At 36.8% G+C, this 18273-nt stretch carries 18 protein-coding genes; 6 read left to right on the top strand and 12 right to left on the bottom strand.

The window, feature by feature from the left end; genetic code table 11:
* Positions 1-362 precede the first annotated feature (362 nt).
* Both AC07WY_RS01210 and AC07WY_RS01205 read right to left on the bottom strand, forming a co-directional pair.
* Positions 363-1106 (bottom strand): ATPase, encoded by a 744-nt coding sequence (locus tag AC07WY_RS01210; protein ID WP_494735531.1) that lies wholly within the window; start codon positions 1104-1106, stop codon positions 363-365.
* A gap of 6 nt (positions 1107-1112) precedes the next feature.
* Positions 1113-1370, bottom strand: coding sequence for a hypothetical protein (locus tag AC07WY_RS01205; RefSeq protein ID WP_262086129.1), 258 nt, complete (start codon positions 1368-1370; stop codon positions 1113-1115).
* A gap of 233 nt (positions 1371-1603) precedes the next feature.
* Between AC07WY_RS01205 and AC07WY_RS01200 the strand changes: the two genes are divergently transcribed.
* From AC07WY_RS01200 to AC07WY_RS01175, 6 genes are all read left to right on the top strand, one after another.
* Positions 1604-1915: an ArsR/SmtB family transcription factor gene (locus AC07WY_RS01200; protein WP_004720219.1), complete on the top strand. Its 312-nt coding sequence runs from the start codon at positions 1604-1606 to the stop codon at positions 1913-1915.
* A 126-nt stretch (positions 1916-2041) separates the two neighbouring features.
* Positions 2042-3769 carry a SulP family inorganic anion transporter gene (locus AC07WY_RS01195; protein ID WP_303576032.1) on the top strand — a complete coding sequence of 576 codons (1728 nt, stop codon included), beginning with the start codon at positions 2042-2044 and terminating at the stop codon, positions 3767-3769.
* A gap of 169 nt (positions 3770-3938) precedes the next feature.
* The gene (gene sstT / locus AC07WY_RS01190; RefSeq protein WP_270382402.1) at positions 3939-5135 is read left to right on the top strand and encodes a serine/threonine transporter SstT; all 1197 of its coding nucleotides are present in this window, start codon (positions 3939-3941) and stop codon (positions 5133-5135) included.
* 32 nt (positions 5136-5167) lie between these two features.
* Positions 5168-5842 carry a YoaK family protein gene (locus AC07WY_RS01185; protein ID WP_004821751.1) on the top strand — a complete coding sequence of 225 codons (675 nt, stop codon included), beginning with the start codon at positions 5168-5170 and terminating at the stop codon, positions 5840-5842.
* A gap of 15 nt (positions 5843-5857) precedes the next feature.
* Positions 5858-6394: a DUF2058 domain-containing protein gene (locus AC07WY_RS01180; protein ID WP_419336535.1), complete on the top strand. Its 537-nt coding sequence runs from the start codon at positions 5858-5860 to the stop codon at positions 6392-6394.
* 193 nt (positions 6395-6587) lie between these two features.
* Positions 6588-8675, top strand: a complete 2088-nt coding sequence (locus AC07WY_RS01175) for a TonB-dependent receptor plug domain-containing protein (protein WP_494735530.1) — start codon at positions 6588-6590, stop codon at positions 8673-8675.
* Positions 8676-8803: 128 nt separating this feature from the next.
* On the opposite strand, the gene AC07WY_RS01170 is transcribed toward AC07WY_RS01175, so the two are convergent.
* From AC07WY_RS01170 to AC07WY_RS01125, 10 genes are all read right to left on the bottom strand, one after another.
* Positions 8804-9544: an adenosylcobinamide-GDP ribazoletransferase gene (locus tag AC07WY_RS01170; RefSeq protein ID WP_034616781.1), complete on the bottom strand. Its 741-nt coding sequence runs from the start codon at positions 9542-9544 to the stop codon at positions 8804-8806.
* Positions 9541-10152, bottom strand: a complete 612-nt coding sequence (locus tag AC07WY_RS01165; protein ID WP_494735529.1) for a histidine phosphatase family protein — start codon at positions 10150-10152, stop codon at positions 9541-9543. The genes AC07WY_RS01170 and AC07WY_RS01165 overlap by 4 nt, the downstream gene beginning before the upstream one ends.
* Before the next feature lie 30 nt (positions 10153-10182).
* Positions 10183-11235 (bottom strand): nicotinate-nucleotide--dimethylbenzimidazole phosphoribosyltransferase, encoded by a 1053-nt coding sequence (cobT, locus tag AC07WY_RS01160; protein WP_494735528.1) that lies wholly within the window; start codon positions 11233-11235, stop codon positions 10183-10185.
* Positions 11236-11315: 80 nt separating this feature from the next.
* The gene (cobU, locus tag AC07WY_RS01155) at positions 11316-11828 is read right to left on the bottom strand and encodes a bifunctional adenosylcobinamide kinase/adenosylcobinamide-phosphate guanylyltransferase (RefSeq protein ID WP_494735527.1); all 513 of its coding nucleotides are present in this window, start codon (positions 11826-11828) and stop codon (positions 11316-11318) included.
* On the bottom strand, positions 11816-12481 hold the full coding sequence (locus AC07WY_RS01150) for a 2'-5' RNA ligase family protein (RefSeq protein WP_494735526.1): 666 nt from the start codon (positions 12479-12481) through the stop codon (positions 11816-11818). Before AC07WY_RS01150 ends, cobU begins: the two co-directional genes overlap by 13 nt.
* A gap of 100 nt (positions 12482-12581) precedes the next feature.
* Positions 12582-13256, bottom strand: coding sequence for an HAD family hydrolase (locus AC07WY_RS01145; RefSeq protein WP_262086137.1), 675 nt, complete (start codon positions 13254-13256; stop codon positions 12582-12584).
* A gap of 63 nt (positions 13257-13319) precedes the next feature.
* Complete coding sequence (locus tag AC07WY_RS01140) at positions 13320-14918, bottom strand: histidine-type phosphatase (protein ID WP_419336548.1); 1599 nt, start codon at positions 14916-14918, stop codon at positions 13320-13322.
* Positions 14919-15095: 177 nt separating this feature from the next.
* On the bottom strand, positions 15096-15347 hold the full coding sequence (locus AC07WY_RS01135; protein ID WP_494735525.1) for a hypothetical protein: 252 nt from the start codon (positions 15345-15347) through the stop codon (positions 15096-15098).
* A 670-nt stretch (positions 15348-16017) separates the two neighbouring features.
* Entirely contained in the window at positions 16018-17601 is a 1584-nt protein-coding gene (locus AC07WY_RS01130; RefSeq protein WP_494735524.1) for a phosphoethanolamine transferase, read from the bottom strand.
* 44 nt (positions 17602-17645) lie between these two features.
* Positions 17646-18221, bottom strand: coding sequence for a TMEM165/GDT1 family protein (locus AC07WY_RS01125; protein ID WP_171066908.1), 576 nt, complete (start codon positions 18219-18221; stop codon positions 17646-17648).
* Between the last annotated feature and the right edge of the window lie 52 nt (positions 18222-18273).

Here is an 18273-nt window from a genome sequence, read left to right as displayed (position 1 = left end):
TTATTTAAATTAATCAACCTCATCTTCAGATAATGATATATAGAAATGTGCAAATCAAAGTCATAACTGCAAATATAATCGCTATATGATTTGCTACAGGATTGCACAGCCTAATTTTTAGTTTTGATTAAAAATCCTCGAATGGCTTTAATTATATTTATAATGAATAATCAACAGCTTATTATTTATTCTAATTTCTAATATTTTGCCAATAGACTTCGTTTATCAATCCTTTTTAAAACGATAAATCAACATAAAATCCCCTCTTTCTTGCCCTATCCCAAAGAAAGAAGAAACTTTTAATACCAATATGTTTCACTCAACATGATTTTTTTGTTTATCAAACAGATCTAATCTTAAAATTAATTAAATTCACTCAATACTTTGTCTACAAACCATTTAGGGAAATACTCGACAACAGGATTTAGTTTTAGCACTTCAGCCTTTTCGATCTCTGCAATAAAAGCTGCTTTTTCACCGTGAGTTGAATTATCAAAAATATATGCACGATCTGAGGCTTCAATTGCCAACATCAATAAATCTAAACTACGGTAATAGCGCTCACAAATTTTCTGTACAGGCACAGCATGACCACCTGTAGCGACCCGATATTGCACACGTCCAATATTAATTTTAGGGTCAACGGTTGCCACATAGTACAGATACGTTTTAAAGCCTTGTTTCTGGGCTTCACGTAGAAACTCAACTTTGCTGATATGCGACATCACAGTTTCAAAAGTGAAACTCATTTTTAACCTTAAAAATTCCATCCGAATAAAATCGATAATGTGTGCGCAAAGATAGGAGTCGATTTCATCTCGGTTAAATATAATGAGTCCATCCACAATTTGTGGTTTTGAGGATAATAGCGGCACGACTTGGTCATTCTTTTTATGTTTTTTTTGTTTTAAAAATTTCAGTAACGCTGCGCTAGATAAATCATGATGATAATCATCTAAGCATAAACTTTGAGTCGCAGATAATTGTTTTTCAAGCTCATCTGCATTTAAATATGCCCCAATCTGATGGGGCGCTAAATAGTCTTTAATTGTGCTTTTACCTGATCCGTTTGGACCAGCAAACATTCTTATTCTCGGCTGTCGCATATAAAGTTATGCCATCACCTCTTGTTTCTTTTTACGTTTTAACACACTGTGTTTAAGCTTGGGAACCACATAGGCAGAAGATAAATCTTCAACAACTTTGACTTTACCATTGCTTTGTTGGACTAGCTGTTGATCTTTTACATAAGTGATTGTAGCGTTTGACTGACTTGCATGATTAAATGCCGCACTAAACGCATCGATAGCAAGCACTGGAATCGTTGCTTCCTCACGTAATGTCGTCTTCATTGCTGTAAATGTCGTCATGTCAAATATCCTCAGCTTGATTTTTAGCTGTAGTTACATCTTAACATATCACTTATTTTTGTCTATTTATTCAACTGTAAGTAGAGAAAATCTAGTTCTGTAGAAAGTTAAAACAGAATGTGAAGATATATTCACAAAATTGATTTAGAAATTCATCAAAAAACATAAGCTAAAAGCCATACGACATGCACTGACACAGTTATACTGTATTAAATAATGGATGGAACCTACCGATGTCTAGTGATCTTGAAATTGATGTAATGCGTGAATCAGCTGCATCAGTCGTGACTATTCTAAAATCTTTAGCCAATACAGATCGCTTACTCATTTTATGCCATCTTGCTCAAGAAGAGTTAAATGTTTCGCAAATAGAAGAAAAAACTCAGATTAATCAACCGACGCTTTCTCAACAATTGATGATGTTACGTAAAAGTGATGTTGTTTCAACACGTCGTGATGGGAAGCAAATTTATTATTCTATTAAAGATCAAAAACTGACAGTGGTATTAACAACCTTATATGATTTGTATTGCCCACAGGTTTAATACACATCTTAGCGTCTAGATAAATTTAAAATAAAAACAAACAATTCAGTATATAAGTTAGCTGTCGCTATTTTTCTTAGCATTTTTTCTGCATAATATATATGAAAATATGCTAATGAAGTTCCAATGGCTGCCCCAAAAGTTCAACTCAGTAAAATACTCCCTGCATGGCAATGGCTGCAAGACTATAATGTCCCTAAATTTAGGGCTGATCTACTTGCTGCTTTAATCGTCATTGCAATGCTTGTACCACAAGGTATGGCTTATGCCATGGTTGCTGGGTTGCCTCCTGTGACTGGTTTATATGCCAGTATTTTACCCATGATCATCTATGCCATTGTTGGTGGCAGTCCAACGCTTTCTATTGGTCCTGTTGCACTGATTTCCATGATGACCTTTGCTACACTTGAACCGCTCTATGAGGTAGGTTCGCCTGTATATATTCAAGCCGCATGTTTATTGGCACTTCTCGTCGGCATACTTTCAAGCTTACTGGGAATTTTTAGATTCGGCTTTTTAATCCGTTTAATCAGCCATCCTGTGATTAAGAGTTTTATCATCGCATCCGCAGTATTGATTGCACTCAGCCAAGTTAAGTTTATGCTCGATGTTCCCTTAAAATCAGGCAATATTATCGAGTTTATTCAAAGCATATGGCAATACATTAGCTTTACCAGTATTGAAACTTTGATTTTTGGTGTCTGTGCCATTCTGTTTTTGATTTACATCCCAGTTTTTTTTAAATCTAAGTTATGCCAATCTTATGCACATTCTCTACAATTCTGGGTGAAAGCACTGCCCTTGGTTCTGGTGTTTATTTCGATTGCGTTAATACATTTCCTGCATATAGACCAATTTGGCATCAAAACCGTAGGTGAGATTCCTTCGGGATTTCCACCAATTGCCATGCCTTACTGGCGCTGGGATTTGGTGATCCAGCTTTTACCCGGTGCAGCCATGATTACCATGGTGAGTTTTGTCGAATCTATTTCTATTGCACAGACCACAGCATTTCAACAACGTAGTGAGCTCAATAGTAATCAAGAGCTGATTGCACTGGGTTTAGCCAATTTTAGTGCAGGTGTCACATCAGCATTTCCTGTGACTGGCAGTTTATCACGTACAGTGGTCAATGCAGATGCAGGCGCAAAAACACCTATGGCTGGTGTGTTATCTTCAATTTTTATCGTGATTGTGAGTTTATATTTTACCGGTTTATTTAAACAACTTCCTTTAGCGATTCTCGCTGTCACCATTATGGTATCCATTTGGAAATTGGTTGATTTTAAACCTTTCATCGAAACATGGCGTTATTCCAAAGCCGATGGGATTGCCATGTGGGTCACATTCTTTGGGGTGTTGTGTATCGATATTTCAACAGGTTTGATTATTGGTATTGTTTCTACATTTTTATTGCTGTTATGGCGTATTAGCCGTCCGCATATTGCCGTCATTGGCTTAGTTGAAGGCACGCAACATTTCCGCAATATTTCAAGACATGATGTATTGACCAGTACCAATATTGTGTCTATTCGTATAGATGAAAATCTAAGTTTTTTAAATGCCAATACCTTAAAAGAATTTATCATTTTAGAAGTCAGTAAACACCCAGAACTACATCATGTGGTGATCAATTGCTCAAGTATTAGTAATATTGATGCAAGCGCTTTAGAAACTCTGGAAGAAATCAACAGTGATTTAAATAAATTAAAAATCCAAATGCATCTCACGGAAGTCAAAGGTCCAGTCATGGATCGTTTAAAACAGTCCAATTTAATTAAACAGCTTAGTGGAAATATTTATTTAACGCATTACCAAGCCATGCATCAATTAGATGCCCAAACTTTTAGTTAAATAATCGTTTAAATTATCAACATTTTTTATTATGATTGCTGAAAAAGCTATATATTTTTTAATATCTTAATTTTTATGGCGAAATTGTATTATTTAAGTTTTCGCTTTTAGGTATAGAATACGCGGCTTGTTCATCGATTTTAGACCAGTTTAGGCATAAAGGTTCAACATGTTTGCTGTCCTAGCACGTTTAAGTTTAGTTACTCGTATTCTTATTGCCATTATTCTTGGTTTTATAGTTGCGTATCTATTCCCCAATTCAGCCCAATATTTCATTATTTTAGGCGAGCTTTTTATTAAAGCATTAAAATCCATTGCACCAATTCTTGTATTTGTCTTGGTTCTCTCATCGATTGCTAACTTTAAAGTTGGCGAAGGTGCGAGTAACTTAAAACCAATTCTGGGATTATATGCAATTGGAATGTTACTGGCTGCGATAAGTGCCATTACGATAAGCACGATGTTTCCAAGTACTTTGGTTTTTGCACATGCAAGCGAAGTGACTTTACAGCCACCGGGTAGCGTAGCAGAAGTATTAAAAAATCTACTCCTTAGTTTTATTACCAATCCAATAACAGCTTTACACGAGGCGAATTTTATTGGCATTTTAGCTTGGGCTGTAGGCTTAGGTGCGGCACTTCGTCACGGTTCAGAAACCACTCAACAAGTGATTACAGATATTGCGGATGCGACGAATGCCATTATTCGTGTGGTGATTGCTTTTGCTCCTGTGGGGATCTTTGGCTTAGTTGTTGCAACATTTGCGCAAGCAGGTTTAGAAACCTTAAAAAACTACGCGCACTTAATTGCTGTACTTGTTGGTACCATGCTTTTTGTAGCCCTCGTCATCAATCCATTGATTGTTGGTTTTGTGATGCGTAAAAACCCATATCCTTTGGTTTTAAAATGCTTAAGAGAAAGTGGAATCACTGCATTCTTTACCCGCAGTTCTGCGGCAAATATTCCAGTAAACCTTGACTTGGCAAAACGCTTAGGGGTAAATGATACTACTGCTAACGTTGCGATCCCATTAGGTGCAACAATTAACATGGCAGGTGCAGCGGTAACGATTACCGTGCTCACCCTCGCTGCTGTGCATACACTTGGTATTCAAGTTGATATCGTCACTATGGTGATCTTATCTGTGGTTTCTGTGGTAACAGCTTGTGGTGCATCTGGTGTTGCTGGTGGTTCTCTGTTGTTAATTCCCGTGGCTTGTGGTTTATTTGGTATTCCTTCAGAAATCTCAATGCAAGTAATTGCAATTGGTATGGTGATTAGTGTGCTTCAAGACTCAACAGAAACAGCATTGAATTCCTCGACTGATGTCTTATTTACAGCAGCAGTTGATCTTTCTAAAAAGTAATATACAAGGTATATGAATAAAAAGAAGGAATTATGCCTCTACAGTATTTGCCCGTTTGGATTCAACTAGGTGCGTTTATGCTTGCAGTCAATGCAGGCATAATTAATGTGCTTGGTTTGATTACCGTCCTTCATCAATCCATCTCTCATATGACGGGCAATGCCAGTTTATTTGCGCAAGCACTGATTCATCAACAATATGATCATGTGCTTTACCTTTTCTTGGTCATGCTCAGTTATGTGATTGGATCAAGTTATAGTGGCTTTATTTTAGGTAATAGCAATTTTAAACTGGGTCGTAGATATGGTGTTCCACTCAGTCTTGTCAGTGTGTTTATTTTGCTTTGCTGGTTATTTATTCCTTATTATCCAAAATATGCTTTACTTTGGGCAAGTACCGCAATGGGAATGCAAAATGCCATGGTCAGCCACTATAAAGGCACCATTATTCGCACTACACATCTTTCAGGGGTTTTAACTGATCTTGGTTTGGCTTTAGGCTATCTTTTTCGGGGACTCGGTATTGAAAAGCGCCGTGTCACATTACATTTATTGATTCTTTGCGGATTTATTCTGGGTGGGCTGATTGCCAGTATCGTGTATCCTTATTTACAATTAAATTCATTCCTTATCCCTGCTGGATTAAGTTTAATACTCAGCTTAACGTATTGGTTTATTTATTTTCGGCATGGTTCGAAACACATTTAATGGTTGGTTATTGTTATGGTCAAAAACGCATTACAAGCACAGTTACTCAAAGCTGGCTTAGTGGATAATAAAAAAGCAAAGAAATTGTCAAAGCAGGCACAGCACGAGCAACGTACTGGTCAGAGTAATGAAGCTGAGCTTAAAGCTAAAATTGAACAAGACAAACAAGAGAAAATCAGTAAAGACCAAGCGCTGAATCAAGAGAAACAACGCATTTTAGATGAAAAAGCTTTAAAAGCTTCAATTATCCAAATGATTGGTCAACATAAAATCACAGATACAGATGGCGATGCGATCTATCAATTTATCGATGGTTCGGTTAAGAAAATCTATATCAATCAGCAAGTTTATAATGCCTTGGTTTCAGGCAGTTTGGTGATTGCACATGACAATAATGATGCCTACGCAATTTTACCCAAAGCTTTGGGTGAACGTATCAATGAAAAAATGACTGGATTTATTATTGTCAATAATTCTGAGAAGAATGAACAAGTGACGGATGAGGAAGATCCTTATGCTGCTTATGTTATTCCAGATGACTTGATGTGGTAATCCCCTGTTCTATTTTTCAGTTTATATTTTTAGAAATTTCATCAGCCTAATGCTTCAATCATTAGGCTTTTTTTTGATTTAAATAAAAAAAATTCAGCATTAAATTTATTTTTTATCCATGCACTTTTCCTCAAAATTTCTACATAATTGTGCGCTAATCTTACGCGAAATTACATAAACGGAACGATGCAACATGCACCGTACAAAACTTTACTGGGGTACATTGAGTACTTTAAGCCTTGCAATATTCGCCATCACCTCTGCAAGCCTTGCAAATGATGAAACAATATCTGCAAATAAAACCACTGAAGCGACTCAACTTAAAGAAAATGAATCACCAAAACAATTAAAAACCTTGGTTTTTGCCGCTGAACAAACACCTGCTAAAGATCCTGATATCAGTGCGGTCGCTAAAACCATTGTGACACGTGAAGAAATGCTGCAATTCGGCGATCAATCGGTCAATGATGCTTTAAGACGTGCAGCAGGTTTTCAAATGCCAACACCTGGGCAAGGACCACGTGGATCAAGCGGTTCAGGCAGCATGCGTTTTCGTGGTGGTGGCGCACCAGTATTTTTGATTAATGGTGAAGCTGTACAAGGTGGACCACGTGGTGGTATGTCTATTGTTGACTCAATTACGCCTGAAATGATTGAACGAATTGAAATCACCAAACAACCTAGTGTAGCTCAAGCCTCAGTTGCCTCATCCGCAGTGATCAATATCATTTTAAAAGAACCCTTAGACGATGCTGGAATTAGTGGCAATGTGAAATTAGGATATGGCATCACCCAATCGGATCAAAAAGAAGAACAGCGTAAAAATATCAGTGTACAAGCAGATGGGCGTAATGGTGCATGGATTTACAGTGTTTCAGCCAATCAAATGTGGAATGACAGCAAATCAAGCACAGAAATTGAAAATATAAATGGTACACGCCAACAAATACGCACTACCAATCGTACAAATACCATGTTTGCACCACGTGTTGAATATCAAATTGATGATCAACAAAAACTGGTTTCAGAAATTTTTTATCGTAAGAATGAAAGTGATGGCTCTAGCAGTAATCAAGTTCAAAATGATAAAAATGACAGTATTCGTTTAAATACCCGTTATGAGCGTAAAGATAAAGGTGACTCAGACAAAGTCCGCTTGTCTATTGAAAAGCAAAATGAAACTGAATCTACTCGTTCCAATCAATACAGTTCTTATATTGATGAAACTGTGAATGAATACGGCTTAGCGTATGATGGGGTACGCAAGTTTGACGAAAGCAAACAAGTAAAATTTGGACTTGATGCGCGTGCCAATGCGCTAGCAAGCAATATTGCTGATACATTAGATGAGCAACGTTACGCACTTTATTTGGAAGGCAGTTGGAAGTTTTCAAAACGTCAAACGCTTACCGTGGGTGCGCGTCAGGAATGGTTAGAACGTTCAGGCTTGGTTGAATACAGTGATCAAAACCTCAGCCCTGTGCTTGCACACCGTTTAGACTTTAACGATCAATGGTCTTTGCAAACCAATGTTAGTCGCGCCTTTAAAAGTCCAAATAGTAACAATCTCATGCCGACTGTTTCCATTTCAACAGATGCTGATGCAGGCTCTATCAATAACCCAGACCGTGGTGGTAATCCCAATCTTCGACCTGAAAAAATCACCGCACTGGAAACAACCTTGGGTTATAATACTACTGCAGGTGGCGTAAATATTACGGCTTTTCATCGAGATATTGATGACTATATCGAAAAAGTGATTCGTCAAGAAGGCACACGCTTTGTTGAACGTCCGTATAATCAAGACCAAGCAACAACCTACGGTGTAGAAATTTCAGGTCGCTATGCTTTAAAACAAACCGAAAATGGTCATTCATTTATGTTGAATGGACAATTATCGACGGTACGCGCCAAAATCGAAGATACCGATCATAATACCCGTTTAGCCAGTGATGTTGCCCCTTATACAGCAAGTACAGGCGTTTCATACAATTACCAGCCTTGGCAATTGGCAAGCAGTATTAATCTAAGCTATACGCCTGAATTTACCCGTGCTTTAGACAATCTTCCCTATGATCGTACAACCAATCAACGTGTAAATGTGGATATTAGTGCGACAAAACGCTTCCCTAAAGGCTGGGCAACAACACTGAGTGCTCGTAATATTTTGAGTACAGACTATAAAGAGCGCTTAAATAATCAAAGTGATGGTGCTTTATATGAAGCTCGGGTCAATGATGCTATTCCAAGCTTCTTGTTCAGTGTAGAGAAAAAATTCTAATTTTGATTAGTACAGATATATAAATCAAAATCTTCTCAATTATTTACTGATAAATAATGAGTAGATAAACATAAATAAGTGATCAATTTAAAAACCGAAGTTTTAAAAACTTCGGTTTTTAAATCTGATTAAATATAAAAACCACAAATGATAAAACAGAGTAAACAGACGGTTTCCGCGATTTCTATACTGGCACCAATGGTGTCACCCGTAATCCCATCGATTCGTTGAATAAACTTATAGCGTAGATAAATTAAGGTGAGGATAAAAATTGTCGCCGTCACCAAACCAACCCAAACAAAATAACCTGCGCCCAATAAACTGATACCAAAAATGATCATTGCCCAAGTTTTAGGGATATATTGAGCAATCGACCAGCCTAAACCCTTTTCACGAACATATTCAGTGGTCAGAAATAAAAATAATGGTGTTAAACGCCCTAAAATAGGAAATAGAATCAAAGCAGTATAGTGTTGTTCCTGTAATAACACATACAGTGCAGACCATTTAATCAAACAGATAACAATTAAACTCAGCACACCAAACGGTCCACATGCTGGGTCTTTCATAATTCTTAAGGTATTTTCTTTATCACCAAAGCCACCGACCCAAGCATCCGCAGTATCCGCTAAACCATCTAAATGTAAGCCACCCGTGAGCAAAATCCAGATGACCAGAATAATGGTACTGAGTAAAACTACAGGCAAAACATGTAGAAAACTGGCAACAGCAAACAGAACCAAACCAATCAAAAGTCCAATCACTGGATAAAATAGCAGTGACTGACCATTTTGTTTTGGCGAAGGCATATTTTTTAAATAAACAGGGAAAATCGTTAAAAATTGCAATGCAATAAAAAATGGGGTCATTTATTGCTCTCCAATAACTCTAACTGCATGGTTTCGCTGTCCAACATAAAGCGATTTAATTGCCCAAGCTCAGCAGACATTTTTAAAATATCATCAAGAGATTGTTGTAGCGCCATACATTTTAAAAGCTTAATCACACCACCATGCGTCACAATCAAAGCTGTTTGGCTTTGTGTAATCAGCATTTGCTCTTTGATCGCTTGTAATGCTTGCTTAATTCGATACTGAAAATCTAAATATCTTTCAGCATTTGGTGGAGTATAACGTGTCGGAAATTGCCAAAAATTTTCCAATAACTCAGGCGTTTTTGCATAAATCTGCTGTGTTGAAATACCTTCCCAATCACCAAAATGAATTTCTTGTAATCGATGATCTTGCATCAGTGGTATTTGAACTTGTTCAGAAAGTCTCTGTGCAAATGAGAAACAGCGCTTTAAAGGCGAGCTAAACATAAAATCCCATTGCGTTTGCACAGAGGATTGATCATAGGAAATGGTCTGGTGCATTTGTTGCCAGCCCAATTCTGTCAATTCATCATCAGTCGAACCACGCAAAGTATGATTCAGCGTAGTTTCCCCGTGACGTAATAGATCAATCCTCAATTTCATGCATATGCTCTTTTTGAATTATGAATAAATTTAAACTTTCTCGCCAATTACCGCAGCTTCTGCAAAAGTGGCCATATTGTTATGTAAACTACATGCCAACTTAATCACACCCAAGGCAGCACCCGCACCACTGCCTTCCCCCAAACGTAAATTAAGCTTTAATAATGGATCAGCATTCAATTCTTGTAATAGGCGTTGATGCCCATATTCAGCAGACTGATGACCGAACAACATCCATTGTCGAACTTCAGGATTGAGTCGTACCGCGACTAATGCCGCCACAGAACTAATAAAGCCATCGACAATTACAGGCATCCCGAGTTGAGCACAGCGAATATAAGCTCCTGTCATTGCAGCAATTTCTAAGCCACCTACAGCACACAAAACTTTAAATGCATCATTTTCAACATAATTTTTATGTAACTCAAGTGAGTGCTGAATGATATTTTTTTTATGAATCAACTGATCAGCACGAATCCCCGTGCCTACACCTGTCAGTTGCTCAGCGGGTTCATTTAATAAGAAACATGCAATCGCTGAAGCTGAACAGGTATTTCCAATCCCCATTTCTCCAGCAATGTAAATTGAAGCACCCTGTGCGATGGTTTTTTCTACACTCTCACGCCCTAGCGCCATGGCTTGCTGGCATTGTTGCTCAGTCATTGCCACTTGTTGAGCAAAATTGGCAGTCCCTTGAGCAATACTATGACGCTCAACCCCTTGATATTGGTAAGACTCACCCACTGTGCCGCAATCAATGACTTGTAAGGTCGCGGCATATTCTTTAGCAATTACACTGATACACGCGCCACCCGTTGCAAAGTTTTGTAGCATTTGACGCGTTACTGCTTGCGGATATGCAGAAATATTTTCAGCCATTACCCCATGATCACCTGCAAAAATTGCAATCCAAGGTTTATCTACATTGGGTTTTGAATTACTTTGCAAAGCAGCCAATTGCACGGCGACATTTTCCAAAACAGACAGTGAGCCTGTTGGCTTGGTCAATTGTAATTGACGTTCTTCAGCCTGTTGTTTTGTTTCTGCGTTTGGCACTTTACATGCTTCTAACCACCAATTCATTGTTGCTCTCCATCTCGTATTTTAAAAATTCATTGTTAATCGTTAAAATGCTCAAGTTTATATGATAAAAATCACAATATTTATCCTTTTAATAACATCGGAAAACCTGCGATGCAAAACACTACTTTATCAGCTATTTGACCTAATAGTTGATGTAAACGTCCTGATTCATCAACAAATTTTCGGGTTATTTCACCCATCGGTATAACACCTAGCCCTGTTTCATTGCTAACTAAAACAATTTTAGACTTTAATGTAGGTAGAATTTTCAGCATTTTTTCACATTCGATGCGCTGAAGATTTGAGTTCTCATGCATCAATAAATTACTCATCCATAGGGTTAGACAATCCACCAAAATCACTTGTTCTTGTTGATCTATTTGTTTTAAACAATCGGCGAGGTAAAGTGGTTCTTCAATCAGCCGCCATGCATCAGGTCGTTGTGTCTGATGGTGTGAAATACGTTGTCGCATTTCATCATCCCACGCTTGCGCGGTAGCAATATAAACAACTTGTAGATTTGAGTCTTTTGCGATCTGTTCAGCTAATTTACTTTTACCAGAACGCGCGCCACCTAGGATTAATTGCAACATAAATTTGATTTCCAAGATCCATTTTTTTTCGGATTGAGTATAAGCTGATGTAACGTAGCTAAAGGCCCCTGTAAGACTTGCGCTTGATATATACCAAAATTAAGCTGATCAATGCCAATTTCAAAACTTTTTTGATCAATCGTTTCGATAGCCTTAAATATTTGTTGCGTTTTAAATTCAGCTGAATACAAACCTAAGGTGATATGCGGACAATAATCTAAAGCAGCAATTTCGTGACTTGATTGGGATAATAATTGTCGAATATTGCTTAGGCTATTTTCATGATCTTGAATTTCTATAAATAAAGCACTGCTAAAACTATTTATTTTTCCTGTTGTTAATTTAAAACTATTTAACGGGTTTTGGCTCAAAATTTTAAGCTGTTGTTGAAATTTACTTTGGATAAAATCATCATCAAATTGTTTTTTATCTTCCGCTAGAAAACCACAAATATACAATGTGATATGAAATTGGCGTGTGTTGGGGTGCAATAAATAGTTTGAGAATTTTTCTGTTAAATCGCTTAAATAAGCCAATAATTCAGGATGATGAATTTCGATATACCATAAGGCGTAGTGTTTTCTCCCTTTGTGCCACTCGGGATAATCATGTGTCTCAGTTGGAGTTGTTAAACTTTGAGAATCTAAAAACACATCAAATTCACATTAATTTTAATGCTTCTATTAAAGCACGTAATCATCATGTTTAAATCTTGAATTGACTGAGTGTTGTTCAATTGAAAATGAATTTTATTCAGTCAGATTTTATGATTGCCTGATAAAAATCTAACATAGATTCAAAGTAGTAATCTGCTTTCGCCAGCATGGTCTGATTTGGCGCTTTAATATCCTCAATCAAAATCGTTACTCCCCCAGCCAAATCTGCTGAAGTAATCCCATTTTCAGAATCTTCAATCATCAAGCTGTGTTGTGGATTTAGATTTAATAACATGCAGGCTTTGTTAAAAATTTCTGGATGTGGTTTACCTTGTATCACGTCATCGCCACAGACCAACAAGGTAAAATAATGATCAATTTTTGCAAGTTTTAAATATTTTTCAGCAATTTTTCTGGCACTAGATGTAGCGACAGCCAATCGGATATTTTGAGATTGCAAATATGCTAATATTTCTAAAAGTCCAGCTTTCACTGGTACGCCTTGTGACAAAATCATCTCAAGTTCAATTTGTTCAGCACGTTGCCGAATGTGCTGGTAAGGGATATCTTGACCATAAAACTTTTGTGCTAACTGTTCTGAGCTTAACGCATTAAGCCCTAAACATTGCATCAAATAATCTAAGCTAAATTCTACACCAGTGATTTCCAAAGACGCTTGTTTTAACACATCAAACCTAAGCCGTTCAGTGTCCAGCATCGTACCGTCCATATCAAAAATAGCAGCTTGAATCGTATGTTGCTGGAATTTCACAGTGTTCCTTTTATAAACAGATTAAAAGGGAGAAACCTGTACTCCCTCAAATTTTATAGCAATCTATTGAATACTATAACATTGTTTCAACTTTAAATAATCATAATAATAGCTGTTTGCTTTATAGCGGGCATAATCACAATCTTTTTTAAAAGCAATCTCTTTTTCGTTATAAAGCATTTTTAACAAAGTCTGCCCTTGCGAATTCTGATAAATATCCCACTGTAAGTTAGCTGCCATCGGTGAGATATCTTCACCACGCCACGCACTATTTGAATAATTAAACGTCTGCGTCAAAGGCACAGATTGCATCATCCCCTTTAACTCTAAGCTAGTAGCTAAAGGGATTATGATTTCAGCATGAGCAAATCTTAATACAGCAACATTCTTTTGTGTATTGCTCATAACATCATCAACTTGTTTAAATAAATCCTGTTTGAGTGATTTAGCAATATCTGTTGTTACAGCTTTGCCTGTATCAAAGCTTGGTCCCTTACTATAAAAATCATTGGCATCGTTATATTGTGCATAAAACTTAGCCGCTTCAATTGGCATATATTTTTTAAAATTTGTCGCACCAAGCTCGTCTTGCATTCCGCCAGTGATTGAATACAACTCATATACATAAGCAGCAGCATCTACTGCACTGGCAATGGTATTTTTCCCCTTTCCTTTTTCAGTAATCTGTTCACCTTTAGGGCTTGTTACAGTGAATGATCCTGAATTACTAAAGCTATAGCCAGTTTGACCAATTTTTTGAATAAACGCTGTTTTAAAAATTGGGCTTAATACTTCTGTTGCGATTTTTTGCGCATTAGGATCTGCACTTAACTCTTTTATTTTTTGTTTTAAGTTAACGTCATTCTCTTCAAAATCTTGATATTTTAAACTAGCCGCATAGACTGTTTTGTCTAAATCCGTTTTGACATTGGCCAAATCGTCTTGTGCATTTAAACTATGAAAATACAGATGAAAGCGATTTACCCCGCCATCGACAATACTTGGTATAGAGGTACTGTTGAGGCTTTGATAGCTTGCTGGTGTAATTGCGGTCTTTAAACTTGGTTGCTGTTTCAACAATTCATTGGTAAAAAATTTAGCACTGTCCACCGCACGATCCACACCCGAGCTAACGATCTGTACAGATTTACCTTGTTGACTGGCTTGATTAAACAATTGTGGTAAGCGTTGTAATAAGCGATCTGCAATACCCTGATGTTCTTTAATACCTACAGAAGTTTCGTTGCCATAGCCATACTGGCGTATACCTTCCACTCCATAACCCAATAGAATATTGGCTTTCATCATGGCTTCTAAATCAGCACCCAATTGTTCACCCAATGGCGTTAAGGCATTTTCCTGTTTTGCTTTTAACCACATGTTGTATAAAGCTAAATCATATTTAATACTCGATAAGCCTCGTGAACCATGTCGAGCAACTAATTCTGTAAAAACTGCACGATAACCTGCTGGCGTTGCTTCATAACTGCTTAGTTTCTGCTGAGGTTGATAGGGTTGTTTGGTCTGTAAATATAGTGATGTATCAGCTTTAGGTGGGACGACAACAGCTGAATTATCATCATGATCATTATTACAGGCTGTTAAAAATAGTCCTGAAGCAAAACAAATGATTAGCGAATGTTTAATTTTAAATGGTTTCATCATTGAAATATCATATTTGATTTAATGCAGGCAAACTAATCAAAGAACATGACACTGGTATGACCATCCTCTATTTATTCCATTTAAAAACAACAAAATAAAAAGACAGCAATAAGAAAATACTAAGCAGTAAATAATATGGGAAGATAATGTTAAGTTGGTACAACCCTGTGCTCATTAATGGTGCAACAACCAAACTGAGCGCTTGCGCCATGGTGCATAAAGCAGCAATTTTAGTTTGCAAATTTTCGAAACTGATTGTGATGCACCTGTGGTAAATGCCGGCATTAGACATGCCACAGCGATACCATAAAACACATAAGCTAACTGAAAATCACGATCTGCTGGGTATAGATTGACAAGATCAGCCCAATCAGCATTGAGCTTAATCCAACCATTAAAAGCTGTGTTAACGACCAGTTTAACCATTTAGAAATCGCAATTGGACTAAACCTTTGCGCTTGTCCTTTATTAAAAATCTGCGGCAGTTTATCTATTCGATGCCGTCCTATAAGACTCCCTATATGAAAGCGGTACATATAATTGGGATTGGATAGATTCCAATGGAATCATTAACAAGATCAAGCCTTGGCTAAACGCAAGTTGTGTAGATTTTTGCTGATATTTCTCCAGTAAAATTCTACTTCCTGTTTCTTGTGACTATGCATTGATTAGGTGCTGCATAGCCAATCGGCTGGCAAGCTCTTTCATCTGACCATATCCTCTGTACAAGACTTTTTACTGCACTAAAAAGATCTAGAAATTTGATTTATGCTTTTCTTGGATCATGTAGCTCTACTTAACACAAAATAATGATAATATTCTCATTTAGAATTGAGAAACTTCATTTTAAGAGATTATTTAGCAATTTTTATCAATCTATAACTTTACTAGCAGATTTTAATCTATGGCTTATTTATTGATTTATAGTAATATTTATAATGGAAAAATAAAAAGTAGATTTAACGATATCCATGAATTGTGTCGCTTCTTTAAAATGCTATTTCATCTAGATCTTGTCGAAGCAAATCTCCCCCAATCAATCAGAGCGATACGATTTAGCAAAAATTTTGTCCATAGCTAATATAATATCGCTTGTTTATTTTGGTGAATGCCAAAGTAACTGAGGTACAAAATTACAAGTTTGATCTAACCAACACAATTTTTCTTTACGATCCAATCGATCATGAGCGCCCATGAGGTGTAATACATATCGATCTAGGTCACTGGCATCAATTGGTTTTTCACTGACTATTCCTTTAGTCGGCATATGATCATACCAAAGAATAATTGGAATACGGTAGCCAGCCTCAGTATTTGCACTATGCCCAGCATAGTTCTTAGCATGCCCGACTTCATTGCCATGATCTGATAAAAAGGTAAAAGATCTAAAATCAGATTGGGTAGAAATTAAAAGATCGAATAACTTTGCAACAATCCAGTCTTGGTAAAGTATGCTGTTATCGTATTCATTGCGTTTTAACTGAATTAAATGATTAATCTCATTTCGTTCAAGTTTTTTTTCAACCTCATCATTACTAGAATCATTAAACTTAGAAAATTGTTCTGGGTATCGCAACTTATAATTTGGGTGTGAACCAATGAGATGCAGAATAATCAATTTACGAGGATCTGGGTCATCCAATGCAATTTTATAAGCAGGCAGAATATTTTCATCTAATGACGTGCTACTACGACCTGACTTTTTATTGATAAAAACAGCTTCATCTGCATATGACGCAAAAAGTGAAGAGATATAAACATCATCTTGGTTACTAATCCAATAAACTTTAAAACCTGCTGCCTTAGCATATGCCATAATATTTTCAGGGGCATGATCATCCATTGCATTTCGCGTACCATCATTAAATAAATAACGTAAAGATTGAATAGTAGATGATGCTGGTGAGTAACCACGACAAAAGACTTTGAATTGATCACTCCGTTGAGTTAACTCAGGTGTTGTATTTCGTGGATAGCCACATAATCCAAAATTAAAACTGGTAATGCTGTCAGTTAAAACTATGGTATGTGTCTGCCTTTTATTCAATTTACCACTAAAATCTAAGCGCTGTTCTGCATTCAATGTCCATTCTTTATGTATCTGATCATGCTGTAGAATACGCTGTTTGAAATCTTGAATTTTGCCATAGTATCCATACCAAAATGGCAATGGATGTAAAGCAATTGAAGGCTTAATCGCATAGCTGGCAGTACACAGTAAAAATAACAAACCTATAGCATAACGTCCTAATCGATGTACTTTCTGATCATGGAACTCACGCGTATTAAAATATTTAAATAAAATAAAAAAATATAAAATCAAAGCGCTTAAAATCAAGCCAACAAATAGAATAAAAAAGCCAAAATGCAGTTGAAAAAATTCTAAACTTTCATTCAATGTTGTATTCGCGATAGATTCAATAATTGAATATGCTTCAGCATCACTATTGAACAACAGCCAACTTACTGAGAGTAAGCTGGTATGAAATATAAAAATAAACCACCAAATGATTGAAAATAATTTCCAAAATAAATTTGGTTTTTTTGTGGCTTGAAAACACAACCAACACCCTGGTAGTGATAAAAAGGCCAAACGAACACTATCCGACCAACTCCCAGCTAAACCTAATAACAGTAAAGTGATCAGTGGTAGTGCAAGTAGATACGGTATAAAAAACATGCTTTGCCAGCTTACTGGTATTCGATTAAATCGCTTCATTGTCATTAGAAAAAGTAATGTTGAATGAGTGCAGCAACACCAATAATTAAAAAGACAAGTGCGCCAATTTTATGAATGAGTGAAATTGGAAGCTTTTCTGCAAGTTTATTACCAATAAATACGGCTGGAGCATTCACCAACATTATTCCTAAGGTGGTACCTACAGTTACCCAGCCGATACTGTCAAAACGAGCAGCTAATGCCACAGTCGCTATTTGAGTTTTATCACCAATTTCTGCCAAAAAGAAAAGCACAAAGGTTGCGCCAAAGACACCATATTTTTGCCACTTATCGATACTTCCAGATTCATCATCTAGCTTATCTGGGATTAACATCCATACCGCCATCCCAATAAATCCTAGAGAAACAATCCACAATAATACAGTCGGACTAAGAACAGTCGTAATCCACTGCCCGAGTACAGCAGAAACACCATGATTTACCAGAGTCGCGAGAAAAATAGCGATAAGAATAGGAATAGGTTTTCGGAATCGTGCAGAAAGCAGTAGTGCCAGTAATTGGGTCTTATCTCCCATTTCAGATAAAGCAACTACAGCAAGAGAGATTAGGAAAGCAGATATCATAATAATTTCTCCGGCTAGCAATAATTACCAATGATTTATAACTCTTGCT

The organism is Acinetobacter sp. GW821-FHT01C12 (assembly GCF_059422625.1).
This window is presented reverse-complemented; position numbering and strand designations above follow the sequence as displayed.

Bases quoted from the DNA above. Each gene is read 5' to 3' on its own strand.
- AC07WY_RS01210 (WP_494735531.1), bottom strand. From the start codon at position 1,106: ATGCGACAGCCGAGAATAAGAATGTTTGCTGGTCCAAACGGATCAGGT.
- AC07WY_RS01205 (WP_262086129.1), bottom strand. From the start codon at position 1,370: ATGACGACATTTACAGCAATGAAGACGACATTACGTGAGGAAGCAACG.
- AC07WY_RS01200 (WP_004720219.1), top strand. From the start codon at position 1,604: ATGTCTAGTGATCTTGAAATTGATGTAATGCGTGAATCAGCTGCATCA.
- AC07WY_RS01195 (WP_303576032.1), top strand. From the start codon at position 2,042: ATGGCTGCCCCAAAAGTTCAACTCAGTAAAATACTCCCTGCATGGCAA.
- sstT (WP_270382402.1), top strand. From the start codon at position 3,939: ATGTTTGCTGTCCTAGCACGTTTAAGTTTAGTTACTCGTATTCTTATT.
- AC07WY_RS01185 (WP_004821751.1), top strand. From the start codon at position 5,168: ATGCCTCTACAGTATTTGCCCGTTTGGATTCAACTAGGTGCGTTTATG.
- AC07WY_RS01180 (WP_419336535.1), top strand. From the start codon at position 5,858: ATGGTCAAAAACGCATTACAAGCACAGTTACTCAAAGCTGGCTTAGTG.
- AC07WY_RS01175 (WP_494735530.1), top strand. From the start codon at position 6,588: ATGCACCGTACAAAACTTTACTGGGGTACATTGAGTACTTTAAGCCTT.
- AC07WY_RS01170 (WP_034616781.1), bottom strand. From the start codon at position 9,544: ATGACCCCATTTTTTATTGCATTGCAATTTTTAACGATTTTCCCTGTT.
- AC07WY_RS01165 (WP_494735529.1), bottom strand. From the start codon at position 10,152: ATGAAATTGAGGATTGATCTATTACGTCACGGGGAAACTACGCTGAAT.
- cobT (WP_494735528.1), bottom strand. From the start codon at position 11,235: ATGAATTGGTGGTTAGAAGCATGTAAAGTGCCAAACGCAGAAACAAAA.
- cobU (WP_494735527.1), bottom strand. From the start codon at position 11,828: ATGTTGCAATTAATCCTAGGTGGCGCGCGTTCTGGTAAAAGTAAATTA.
- AC07WY_RS01140 (WP_419336548.1), bottom strand. From the start codon at position 14,918: ATGAAACCATTTAAAATTAAACATTCGCTAATCATTTGTTTTGCTTCA.
- AC07WY_RS01135 (WP_494735525.1), bottom strand. From the start codon at position 15,347: ATGGTTAAACTGGTCGTTAACACAGCTTTTAATGGTTGGATTAAGCTC.
- AC07WY_RS01130 (WP_494735524.1), bottom strand. From the start codon at position 17,601: ATGTTTTTTATACCGTATCTACTTGCACTACCACTGATCACTTTACTG.